Origin of the sequence: Pinibacter soli, from assembly GCF_029961145.1 — a bacterium.
Lineage (GTDB): Bacteria > Bacteroidota > Bacteroidia > Chitinophagales > Chitinophagaceae > Pinibacter > Pinibacter soli.
The window spans coordinates 203855-217759 of the sequence record NZ_JASBRG010000008.1 but is presented as its reverse complement, the minus strand read 5'-3'; the positions used below and the strand labels follow the sequence as shown (position 1 = coordinate 217759).

The window sequence follows — 13905 nt, the reverse complement described above, 5'->3', positions numbered from 1 at the left end:
GAACAAGCGGATGAACTTTTGCCCAATCCTTATTCAAATGCTGAAGGGAGTGACACAACGATGCTTAATACATATTCTAAAGCTGTGTTCATACATCTCTCTACAAAACGAGAAGCTGCCTCAAAGTTGAGACAGCCTCTTGCTATACTACAGTATTCTCTTATTTATCTGCTTGTGACAGTGATTGTTCCTGCTCCATTATAAGAATGATATTCTCCGTTGTACATGGCGTCTGCGCTTACAGGCCCCATGTGATAGATACCAGGCGACACTGCCCTCACTGCATAATAATAGGTTTGCCGACTATTATAAGCATCCACAAAGAGATTAATACGATCATCACGAACATCGAGTGCGGAAGGATTTGAAGCGTCTTTTATCCAATCCATGCCCGGAATTTCTTTGGTTCGCGGATTTTCGATTTCAAAACCAGCGGGCAGCAGATCGGTAATTACAATGTTTTCTACGGAGCCGCTATATGATTTTTCCAGCGTCAATTGCACTATTACCAAATCGTTTTGTTTGAAGGTATTGCCAGCAATAGCTCGTCCGTTCCTATCGAAAAATCTTTTACGAACTTTAATGTAATTGTCTTCTTCTTTATAAGCGCCACTTACACTAATGCCTTCACTTTCCCACCAGTAATATAATTGTCCTGCACCTTTTGTGTCGATTACTATGTTGTTTCCGCCTAGTTCTTTTGCAGAAAATTTTGCTGCGGCTGTACTTACATTTCCTACAACTCGTCCGTTCACCTTTATTTCCGCTGTTACGGAAGATTTATTTGCTGCCGCGGCCAATTTGCCAATGGCTAAAAATCCAAAGGAGCTTTCCTGTGTGGAGTACCATGAGCGTTGTTTTAATTTGTCTACCACGTGTCTCGCCATTATTGGTATCTGCGCGTTCGACGGTTCTACCTCCAGCAACGCATTCAGCGCTATGGCTTCATCACGAATGTCTGAATAGAAGCTTCCGCCGGTTTGGGCAACAGATGTTTCTCCGCTGAATGATGTGGGCAACATTTCTTTGAACTTGGATTTATCGCCTGCGATGGCGTAGGCTGTTGCAAGTAAATATTTGCTGTCAAGACTCAATAGCGCACCATTGGCTTTGTAATAGTTCATGACTGAAACATTTGGACGGCCGGCAATTGCAAGGATATACAGGCTATATGCAACTTCTTTTGGTGCGATTTTCTTTTGCTGATCGCGGTTATAGAAGTAACTTATTGTTTCCTTGTTTCTAAGTCTGTTATTAATATATGTGAGCATTGTTTCCAGCAAGCCATTGTCTACATCGTATCCTGCTTTTTTGGCTTCCCAGAGGAAATGGGCCGCATAGATGGTTGCCCACCAGTTTTCCTGATCGCCATTGTCCCACATTGTTACGGCACCGTTGTACAGTTGTCGCATTTTTATTTTGCGAATGGCTTCCATTACATTGCTGTTGGCGCTTGCCTTCGATGCTTTGTTAGCCTGTAACAACTCCGACAAATCTGAAAAATACAATTGAGGGAAGGCGGCCGAAACCGTTTGCTCGGTGCAACCGTAAGGATAATGAACGAGGTAGCTTAGCTGGCTGCCAAGTTCCATTGCCGGGGATTTGCTCACAACGAGTTTGTAGTTGACGCTTCCTGTCATGAAATCGGAAGTAGGGATTGTTACCTGTTTTGAAGAGTTGCCGGCTATCGCACCGCTGCCAGTTTGTTTTTGCAAAGTTGAAGCAGGTCGCACTGTTATGTCCGTTTCATCGGTAAACTTCTCTCCCATTCCCTGTACTTCAATTCTTACTTTTCCCGCCGCTACCGTTGGAGCTGCCACCACTTTAAACTCAACTCTAGCTTCACTATTCGCTTCTATAGAAACATTTTCACGGTTACTGCTCACTATTTGCAATGGCCCTTCTACGTTTATGGTTGCAGTAGCGGAAGTACTTTTGCCAGTTGTATTAGAAATAGTGACAGGTACACTGATGGTGTCGTTCGGGCTAAGGAACCGTGGCATAGCAGTGCTTAGAACGATTGGGTCTGCTACTTTCATGGAAGATTCTGCAGAGCCGAAACTTTCATTTTTATAAGCCACTGCCATTAATCTTAATTCACCTGAAAACTGCGGCACGTCAAACTCAAACTCAGCTTCGCCGCTTCCGTTTGCTGTTGCGATTCCGCTCCAGTAAGAAACTATTTTTACACGCTTGTTGGGCATTGGATTGACACGCTGATCCATGCGCAAGTCGCCGTCACCACCAGTGCTGCTGAGTTTTGCTCTTACTTCAGGAAACAATAACGGATATAAATCAAACGCATTTACTTCGAGTGCTTTTTGCGCATAGAAATAATTGTACGGATCAGGTGTTTTGAAATCGGTTACCTGCAATACGCCGTTGTCAACGGCAGCAAGCGTTACCATGCTTCCGGGTGCAGCTTTTACCTTCACTTTTTGGTGTGTACGTGACCGAACTGATTGAGATGCCACCACCTGCATTTTTATCAAGCGGCTTTCTTCTTCCACTTTTACGTTTTTGAAACCGTGTGCTACGGTTAGTGGAATATCAGAAACGTCATGCGGTTTGATAAGCGTTGCGGTGATGTACACATTTGGCAAATGTTCTGTCGTTAATTTAAGATCAAGTGAAGCGGAGCGTTTGTCAACATTTACATATTGATACGACAGTACTTTATCCTTTTCCATTGTTACCAACATGCGACCGCTGAAAGGTGTTTTGAATAACACTTTTACGCTTTCGCCTGTTTTATAGGCGTCTTTGTCGGTTTCTATATTTATTTCTCCTTCTGTATTTACTTCGAAGGAATTATTGTCGCCGCCCCAGTAGCCATAGCTGTAGAAAGATCTGCTGACATAACTTGATGCGTTTGGAATGGAAACCCTGATCTCATAGTCGCCGGGGGAACGTGGTACGAAGGGATAGCCAGTAGTTTCTCCTGATACGGTTACGTTTGCCGTTGATACAACTTTATCCTCCTTCTGCGAGTTGTAACGGAAATACGAACCGCTCTTTTCCAATACAGTTCTGTATTCGTGTTTAATCACCTCCACTTTGGCGACCACTCCTTTTGCTACTTTTTCGTTTTTGTCTAAAGCGATCAAAGGAAATTTTATAGCTTGGTTAAGCGGAAAATATCCGTAACCATCGCTACCGATACCAAAGAACGTGTTTTGCGTATAGATGTTTATGTTGGCATTTCTGCTCACAGGTCTTCCAGTTTCGTCAAATACCGTTGTATAGAAACTTGTTTGTAGGATACCAATGTTTTTATACATGTTAGGAACGGAGTAGCTTATCATTGCGTTTCCGTTTTCGTCTGTAGTCCCTTCCTTCACCTGTTTATCGAAGAAGCTTTTTTGATTTGCCAAACCAAAATCAAACTGAGGATATTTTTTCGGATAGAAGGCTTTTTGTTTTACCTGTATCTCGCTTTCATAATTGCGATTGGCTGCAGGCGGGCCAAAGAAATTGATGGCATTAATGCTCAATGTCGTGTTTTCGCCGGGCTGAAGTGATTGCTTGTCTAACTTAGTAGTTACCTTAATTCTGTCTGGCACAAATTCTTCGATCATAAAGTTTTTGCTGCCAATAAGCACGTCGTTGCTGGTGTAGACTTCCAGGGTATAGCTTCCCGTAATGGCAGCGGGTGAAATATCTACACTCCCATCCAGGCCACCTTGTGCGTTCAGGCTTTTGCGGAATGTTTTTAGTTCCTTGCCGTTTGGCAACAGGAACTTCATTTTTAAAGGCAGCTCGCCCGGGGACTTCCATTGTGCATCGCGAATTACGACTGCAAAGTTTACTTTTTCTCCGGGACGATAAATGTCGCGCTCTGCATACACAAATGCGTCAAACCCTGTACTGTTGCTACGTTTACCACCTACTTCAAATCTTGACGTATTTACCGCTGTATTGTTAAATGGAAGATAGTTAAAGTCGTTTGCTGTTTTTGCAATAACCATTGCTGGCTTGAACCCTGCGAAATCTTTTCGCGAATAAGCGATTTCTGCAACGCCATCTGCATTTGTGGCTCCCATTCCCAGCACCTGGTTATTGGCGCCGTAAGCAACTATATTGACATCTTTTAAAGATTGAGCGGTTTTGATGGAGTTTGCAAAAACGTACATTTTGTCTTTGCCTTCTTTTGCCACGAGACCAATATCAGATAAGGAAATGAAACGGGTGTCTTTCACCCAATAATCGTCTTTTGAACGAATCATAATGTGGTAGATGCCTTTAAAATCTGGCACTTTGTCCTGAATATTGAAATTGAATATCCGACCACTACCACTTTGGGGAAGCGTTTTTGTTTCTATTTCCTTTTCATAAATAACATCGCCCAGTGTTGCATCACCACCGTTGTCGCTATAGTATTCTTCTTCGCTGTTACCGTTCGATTCTTTTGGATAATAGCCATAACGTTGTGTCGCGAGCAGATTGCTTTCGTAAATTTTAGAAACGATCACTTTTACTGTCGGTACGTTTATAAGGCGAACTTCTATATTTTTTGCGCCCTGTGACGAGAGGTAAACGGCTTTGCTGTTGGTGAAACTGATGGATGGTTCAAGTTTACCAAACGCGACATTGGTGACATATTCTTCTCTGAGCTGACCGCCGATCTTTCCGCGCAGGCCCTTTACCAATACCAGCTCGTAGCTTTTTTCTGCACTAAACTGATCGCTGGAAATCATGAAACCGTCGTCTGTTACTTCTGCAGTAAATTTTATCGCCGGATCGAATTTGACAAATGAATTAAGGGATGCGGGAACAATTTGCTGGCTTGTTCTTATATATACTTTACCGGTATTTCCGTCGTGCTCAGTTTGCACATCATTTATCGTAAGTGTGTATGGTGATGGAATGGTGGCTTTGTTGACATTCTTTTCCGGAAGCGGGTTTGTGCCGCCCTCTGGTAATAAGCCTTTGTCAAGCGAAATGGTTATGCTGTAGTCCTTGTCTTCCGATTTAACGCCGAGAAGACGCAGTGTAATTTTATTGTCTGAAGAAGCGGTTTGCAAAGCATAGTTTGCCTGTTTTCCATCTACTTCAATTCCGAGTTTTTCTTTCAACGCAGCGGGACTAACGGGGTAGTTGAAATAAAGATCTATTTGGGGAACTGCCGATTGGGAACTTTCATCCTGCAATACCCATGTAACATTGGTATTGTCGAGTTTTAGATCGGGCGTGTGGAAATTAAGATCCTTTGCACCTTCTACTTTGCTAAAGGATGTATACTGCAACACGTCGCTGTTGATCTTTGCTTTGTAGGTGGTAGCGGGTTTCAAAGGTTTTTCGGGAGAGAAAACAAGTTCGTCGGGATGTTCCCAGCGGAAACGGCCGGGAATCTTTGGTTCGAAGCTGATGTACTCGGTGGAATCCCATTGATTGAGCAAGGAATCTTTTACGAGAGGTTTATTGAAACGAAATACAAGGTTGCCTAGTTGGGGGACTTCACTGTTTGCGTTGGTATAATCCAAGCTAACAGTTTTGCGGTTACATGCTACTAATATTACTGTAAGCATTACAACTAACAGTGTCAAAATTTTGATGCGCATAGTGATGTGGGTTAATGGAATGTGGTGTGTAAGATTTGCCGGTTTATATGGCAATTTTACAGATGCAATATAACAAAGAAAGGTTGCTACAATTTAAAGAAAAAAAGTAGTAAGAGATTCTACTTTTTTGTTATGGAAAAAAGTGGTTCTTGAATCACCAACTTTTGAAAATTTATTGTGAAGGAAAATTTGCAAGTCCTTACAACTTTTACCAGGTAAAAAACAACTTGTGATATTTTTGTAGCAGATAGAATGGTAGTTGAAAATACCGTTTATTGCACTCTGAATGAAAAAGATCAAAGCTTATCTAAAAGGCGTTAATCGCAAAAGACTATTTAAATGGTTAGTCGCTCCTGTAAGCTTGTTGGTGCTCTTCTTCGCGCTTAATTTCATTTTTCCGCTACCGGATCATATAGAGTACTCCACTATTATTACGGATGACAAGGGTGAAGTGATTCATGCATTCCTGACCAAGGATGAAAAATGGAGAATGAAAACTGAGCTGAATGAAATTTCCCCGCTGCTTCGAAAAACGATTGTTCACAAAGAGGACAAATATTTCTATTACCACCCCGGCGTAGATGCGATTGCCATGACGCGTGCTTTTGTGAAAAATATTTTCAGGATGAAACGAACTTCAGGCGCCTCTACAATTACGATGCAAGTGGCAAGAGCACTTGAACCTAAGCGAAGAACTTACTTTAACAAGGTCATTGAAATGTTTCGGACGGTGCAGCTCGAAATGAAGTACAGCAAGGATGAAATTCTGCAAATGTATTTGAACCTTGTTCCCTACGGCAGCAATATTGAGGGAGTAAAATCGGCGTCCATTCTTTATTTCCAGAAAAATCCGGATCACCTTTCCCTAGCGGAAATCACGGCGCTTTCTATTATCCCGAATCGACCTTCTACTTTGGTGATTGGAAAAAATAACGATAAGATCATTGTCGAAAGAAACAAGTGGCTGCATCGCTTTGCGGAAGACAAAGTTTTTACGGAGAAAGCAATCAAAGATGCATTGGAGGAGCCACTTACCGCCACGCGAACATCTGTGCCCAAGCTTGCGCCACAGCTGGCTTACAAGCTGAAGAAACAAGGTGGCGACAATATCCATTCTTACATTAACCTGAATATGCAGCTGAAGTCTGAAAAACTTGTTCAAGACTACGTAAGAACATTGTCTTTCAAAAACATTCATAACGCTGCTGTTATTGTTATTAATAATGAAACGCATCGGGTGGTTACTTACGTCGGCTCCGCAAATTTTAGCGACACAACAGATGGCGGACAAGTAAATGGTGCGGCTGCTATTCGACAGCCGGGAAGTACTCTAAAACCCCTGCTCTACGGAATGTGCCTGGATGCGGGTTTGATGACGCCTAAAATGACGCTGACAGATGTAGCTGTAAATTATGACGGCTATGCTCCTGAAAACTACGACAAGCAATTTAACGGTTATGTGACGATGCAATATGCGTTGGAACATTCGCTGAATATTCCTGCGGTTAAGAGTTTGCGGATGTTGGGCAAGGATAAATTTGTTCAGCAATTGTCGTCATGCAATTTTATGCAGATAAGGAAAGACCAGCGAAAACTTGGACTATCGCTTATCCTGGGCGGATGCGGTGCTTCTTTGGAAGAACTTACTGCCTTGTTTTCTCTGTTTGCCAACGATGGAAAATTTGTTGCGCCTGACTACGTTCAATACGATGCAGACAAATCGAAAAAAAAGACGGATAAAAAATCTTCCAACAAAAAGGTTGAAACTGTTTTAAGCCCTGCTTCTACGTTTATGATCAATGAGATTTTATCGAAAGTGAATCGCCCGGATTTTCCACTTAACTGGCAAAGCACGGAAAAGATGCCGAAGATTGCCTGGAAAACTGGCACTTCGTATGGTAGGCGGGATGCATGGAGCATTGGCTATAATAAACATTTTACGGTTGGCATTTGGGTAGGAAACTTTTCGGGAGTTGGTGTTCCTGATCTTAGCGGGGCCAATGTTGCCACTCCACTACTTTTCAAGATTTTCAATACAATAGATTACGATAGTGACAAAGACTGGTTCCGTCAACCGAAAGATTGCGATATAAGGATGGTTTGCTCGGAAACGGGCTTGCCGCCGGGCGACCATTGTACAAACCTTGTTACGGATTATTTCATTCCGCTTACATCTTCTACGCAAACCTGTAACCATATGCAAGAGGTGATGGTGTCTGCGGACGAAAAAATATCGTATTGCAAAATGTGTATGCCGGAGGTTGGCTACAAAAAGAAGTTGTACAAAATTATTGGAGCAGATATGCAAGCATGGATGACTGAGCGTAAGATTACCTACGAGAAAATTCCGCCGCACAATCCCAACTGTGAGAAGATATTTAAAGAGGGTTCTCCGGCAATTGTTTCGCCCTCAAACAATGCAGAATACTTTATTAACCGGAAAGACCCTGAACCGCTGCAATTGGCTTGCAATACTGGAAACGATGTGAGCCGGGTTTACTGGTATATCAACAACAAATTTTATAAGGCAACAGACGCAAAGAGCAAGATATTTTTTATCCCGGAAGAAGGACCAGTGAAGATTTCTTGTACAGATGATAAAGGAAGAAACAGGGATATCTGGATAAAAGTGAAGTACGTGAGTTTGTAAGAGGGAGCACGCAGATGACGCTGATTGGACTGATTTGCGCTGATTTTTTACAACGACTGAATAACTGAGTAACTGAATAACTGAAAAGCTGCGTAAATAAATGCTGTTGGCTATGGAAAAAATCCGTGGCAGTTTTAAGCATTAACAGCAATCGATTGGGTGCTAAACGAGTAATAAGAAGTCAACTACCGGCTTTTTTATGTTAGGAAATGTCATTTTTGAAATACCTTTATAACAGTCTGATATGATGCAACCGAAACATTAAAAAGTTGTCTTTTTAACACAAGTGCTTACGAATGAAAAGAATCATTTTGTTTTTAACCGTATTGTTGGCTTTTACAAGTAATAAATTTTACGCTCAGGATAAAATCCGCTTGAAGAATGGCTCTGTTAAAACAAGCGAAAATCTGCTTAAGCAAAAGTTTTTGAACCGCTATCAGCAAAACATTTCCTTTCAAAATAATCTTTACACAATCGTTCAATTTAATAAAGTTCCTGATGCAGAAACCAGGAAGGAGCTGCAAACAAAGGGAATTTTGTTGCAAACACCGATAGGCGTTAATTCATATCTCGCAGAAATAAGAAACACAAGTATTGCATCTCTTCCACCAAATGTAACAGGCGTTTACAATATTCCGGCCGACATAAAAATAGACAGCAAGCTAAACGATGAATCTGTTTTACATGAGCCAAATAATTTCGTAGCTGTAATGTTTTTCGGCTCTTTAAAAAAAGAGGAGGTGGTTGAACAGTTAAAACAGGCCGGCGCAACCATTGCCAATACTGATCTGAAGCCGGGCAATACCGTATTCGTAAAAGCTTCTTCTGAAATCATTCAAAAAATAGCGGCACTACCCTTCGTAAATTATATAGGATCGCAAACGTTAAAGGATGTTCCGCTTAATTACAACAACCGGGCAGCACAATCGGTCGATGCATTGCAGTCTATTTCAGGAAGAAATCTTACAGGCAAAAACGTAACGGTTGGGATTGGTGACAATGCAAATCCAAATACTCATATAGATTTCGAAAACAGACTCCTGGTAAGAACACCCTCTGGCCCTGAGCTCCATGGAACGCACGTTTCCGGCACAGTTGGCGGAGGCGGCATAGTTGACCCAAGATATAAAGGAATGGCTCCCCAGGCCACTCTGTTAAATCAATATTTCAGCAACATTATTGCTTTTGCGCCTGTGTATATTTCCGACAATCACATGGTGGTAACCAACAACTCCTATTTTTCCGGAGCAAATAATTGTCCGGGGGACGGTGCGTATGACGCTCTTAGCAATTATGTTGATGACCAACTTGCCACATACCCAAACCTTCTGCATGTATTTGCAGCGGGTAACGATGGCACGCTCACGTGTGCCCCATTTCCGGGAAGTTACGGCACTATCAAATCGGGGTATCAATGTGCCAAAAACGTTTTAACGGTCGGGAATATTGACAACATTAACAATTATCAAATTAACCCCGGATCAAGTCGCGGACCTGTAGACGATGGCCGATTGAAACCAGAGATTGTAGCGGGAGGCACTGCGATCATATCAACATATCCAAATAACAGCTACAGCACACTGACAGGTACCAGCATGTCATCACCTACGGTAACAGGAACACTGGCGCTATTATACGAGCGATACAGGCAACTACACGGGGGCGCAAATCCAGAGGCTTCTCTCATTAAAGCAGTTGTTTGCAATGGAGCAGAAGACAAAGGTCTTGCAGGCCCCGACTACGCTTACGGCTTCGGCAACCTTAATGCACGAAGGGCAGTTGAGGCTTTGGAAAACAACACCTATTTTATCAACGCCGCTACTAACGGGTCTGTACAAACGCGAACGATTAATAATATACCAGCCGGCGCCCAGGTAAAGATCATGCTATACTGGGCAGATCCAGCCGCATTGCCCAATGCTGTAAGTGCATTAATAAACAATCTTGATCTCACAGTAACCGATGCTTCCAGCACCTTGCACAGGCCTTTGACTCCTAATCCGGCGAATCCTACGGCAACCGCAGTTGAAGGCGTTGATAATTTAAATAACATAGAACAAGTTGTAGTCAATAATTCCGCCGCAGGAGATTTTACAATAAATGTTACAGGCACAAACGTTACAACCGGCCCTCAGAATTATGTAGTCGCATACCAGATAATTCCGCCGTCAGTAACAGTTGAATATCCCTTCGGCGGCGAAACCTTTTTACCTAATACCACAGAAAAGTTGAGATGGAGTTACTATGGTAATGATGTTAATACATTTAGTGTAGACTATTCGCTAGACAATGGAACCACATGGATAAACATTCGCAATGATGTTGCCCCTGATAGTACACTGCTGGATTGGAACATTCCGTCAGACATAACGATACATTCTACAAAGGCACTTATCAGAGTAACGAGAAACAATGTAGGCTATAGCGACATAAGTGATAACAATTTTACAATCTTGCCTCAACCCGGCCTGACAGCGAACTCCATTTGTGCAGGAACGCTGCAAATAGCCTGGACAAACTTATCGCCGATCACGACCTCTTACAATCTGTATATGCTAAAAGGCAGTACTCTGCAGAATGTTCTTAATACCACAGCCACTAGTATTTATTGGAGCGCGAACAAAGACAGTACTTATTATTTTGCTGTCGAGCCCGTTGTTAACGGTGTGGCTGGCCGGAGATCATATCTTCAATCAGCGAATGCCTCAGCGGGTCCATGTGACATTTCAATTCTCGATAACAATTTAATGATGGATTCGATTCTCTCTCCGGTAACTGGCAGGGCGTTTACTTCAACTGCGTTAAAACCGGGTAATGCGATTCAGGTTCGCTTACGAAATGGTGATGATGTGACTACCGGCACATCGAGCTATGATATATCGTACCAAGTGAATTCGGGACCTATCGTTACAGAAACAAGTAATGTTACTATTCCTGCCGGAGGTACAACAATTTATGCATTTGCCTCAACCTATGATTTCTCTGCACCGGGCACCTATCAGTTTAAGACCTGGATAAAGCACGCCGGAGATCAATTCCCGAATGATGATACTTTAACAACAACCATTCAGCAATTGGCAAATGATCCGGTCACGCTTTCTCCTTCTTTGACAGAAGATTTTGAAACAAGCGCAAGCCAAACTGTACAGACTAAAAAGTTTGGTCTTGAGGGGCTTGATCGCGGCGATTTCAATACCAATTCATCTCTTGGAAGATTAAGAACTTTTGTGAATACAGGTTTTGCAAGATCTGGCAACCGCTGTGCTACAATGGATCAGTATATTTATAACACATTTGCTTCGACAGATAGTCTGACCCTTACTTTCAATTTATCTTCATACAGCCTTGCGGATCAATTGTGGCTCGATTTCTTTTATAAAAATCATGGAGTAGATTTTACACTTGCGGGCAACCGGGTTTGGATACGTGGAAGTGATACATCATCCTGGCTACCCGTTTATACCTTACCTGCAAACGCCAGCGATTTCGATATTTACAAACCTGCCATCAGCACAAACATTACAGAAGTGCTGACTGCAGCAGCTCAAAAAGTCAGCAGCAGCTTCCAGGTAAGATTTGGGACACAAGGCTATACGTCTGCCAATTCCGTTACACCCGCTGGCAACATTGATGATGGCTACTCTTTCGATGATGTAACCATTACCAAATCGTCAAATGATATTGGTGTGCTCTCATTTGTTGCGCCAGACACGTCAAACATTTGCCAATTTGGAAGCGCAGAAACGGTTTCCATACATCTTAAAAATTACACAGGCACAACGTTGTCAAATGTTCCTGCTACGATGAGCATAAACGGCGCAACAACTACTGAGATAATTGGAACTGTTCCTCCGGGAGAAATGACTTACACTTTTGTTCATACCGCGGATCTATCTGCATTTCAGCAATATGCAATTAAAGCGTGGGTAAAAAATCCGGGGGATAATTATCCCGGCAATGACACACTACATACTATTAACTTCCATACAGTTCCATTCATCAACACGTTTCCGTATGTAGAGGGTTTTGAAAACAATGATGGCCACTGGTATTCAGATGGCTCAAACAATAGCTGGGCCTGGGGCGCACCATCAAAACCTGTTATCAATAAAGCAGCCAACGGTTCTAAAATATGGACCACGAATCTTACTGGCAACTACAATGATAATGAATTGTCTTATCTGTATTCACCTTGTTTTGATGTGAGCGGCATGGCAAATCCAATGCTTTCATTTAGCCATATCTTCCAACTGGAAAATTGCGACTGTGATGCTCATTGGGTAGAATACAGCATCGACGGATCAAGCTGGTCGAAGCTGGGTGTTCCCAACAGTGGTACAAACTGGTATAATAACTCAAGCAAAAATATCTGGCAAATTCCGTCTCTTACTACGTGGCACGTAGCGAGCTATGATCTTCCCAAATCTTCAAGATTACATTTAAGATTCGTAATGAACAGTGATCCAGGAGCCACATTTGACGGAGTCGGCATTGACGATGTTACCATTTTTGATAAAGCTGATATTTATAGCGGCCCGGATCTCACAACGGGCACTACCAACGTTGTCAGCGGAAATCAATGGATAGATTTTAACGATGCCTCCGGCAAACGTGTTGCATCGGTCAATCCTCACGGTCAGAATCTTGGCAACACAACTGCAAAAGTTTTCTTTAATCCCGGTACATTGGTGAGAATTTCCAGGAGCCAATATTATCTGGACAGAAATATTGTTGTCTCGCCTGAAAATGCACCAACAGACAGCGTTAGCGTTCGTTTTTATTTCCTCGATTCTGAATCAAAAAAACTAATGAATGCGACAGGCTGCAGTACCTGCACTACCATTGTTGATCCGTATTCAAGCGGCGTAACACAATACAGCGGTTTGCCTACGGAAGAGGATTGTTCATTAGACAACAATATTTCAAGTACCGGCATTTTCAAATTTATTCTGCCACACTCGCAGGTAACGGTGATGCCGTATAATAATGGCTATTATGCAGAATACAAGGTTGATAGATTTTCTGAATTCTGGATCAACAATGGAGGACCAAACAATGATGTTCCTTTGCCGCTAACTTTACTCGCATTCACTGCTGATGTAAAAAATGCGAAAGGCATTTTAAACTGGCAAACAACAAAGGAAATCAATACACAGTCTTTTATTATTGAAAAAAGTTTGGATGGCATTCAGTTCAAACAAATTGGCGCCGTGCCTGCAAAGAACAATGGTACTGTGATAAACAATTATAGTTTTGTCGACGACAATCTGGCAACCGGTAAAAACTACTACAGATTAAAAATGACGGATCTCGATGGACGATACACATATTCGCAGATCCGTGCCATCAGCTATAATCAAAACAATTTCGATGTATCGATCTATCCTATTCCCGCAACGGGAAACATGGTGTACATCAAAACATCGGCAAATTGTTCGTCGATTGAATTAAAAGACATGACGGGTAAAAGACTAACGTTTACTAAAACCTCAGGTAAACAAAACACACTCTATATATCAGGCATCAGCAGTGGCGTGTACGTTTTGGTAATTACTACAGATGCAGGTACGAGAGTGGAGAAAATTGTTAGAGAGTAAATTAATTTGAAAATTTGAGGATTTGAAAATTTGAAAATTAGGACACTGTTATAATAGGATTCTCTCCTATTATGCTGCTTAAAAAAGTTTGAGCAAA

At 42.2% G+C, this 13905-nt stretch carries 3 protein-coding genes; 2 read left to right on the top strand and 1 reads right to left on the bottom strand.

What is annotated here, in order from left to right; genetic code table 11:
- Positions 1-164: 164 nt before the first annotated feature.
- Positions 165-5561: an alpha-2-macroglobulin family protein gene (locus QJ048_RS23320; RefSeq protein WP_282336881.1), complete on the bottom strand. Its 5397-nt coding sequence runs from the start codon at positions 5559-5561 to the stop codon at positions 165-167.
- A 286-nt stretch (positions 5562-5847) separates the two neighbouring features.
- Between QJ048_RS23320 and pbpC the strand changes: the two genes are divergently transcribed.
- On the top strand, positions 5848-8211 hold the full coding sequence (gene pbpC / locus QJ048_RS23315; protein WP_282336880.1) for a penicillin-binding protein 1C: 2364 nt from the start codon (positions 5848-5850) through the stop codon (positions 8209-8211).
- Positions 8212-8507: 296 nt separating this feature from the next.
- A complete protein-coding gene (locus QJ048_RS23310) occupies positions 8508-13808 on the top strand; it encodes a S8 family serine peptidase (protein WP_282336879.1) in 5301 nt (1766 codons plus the stop codon).
- Positions 13809-13905 lie beyond the last annotated feature (97 nt).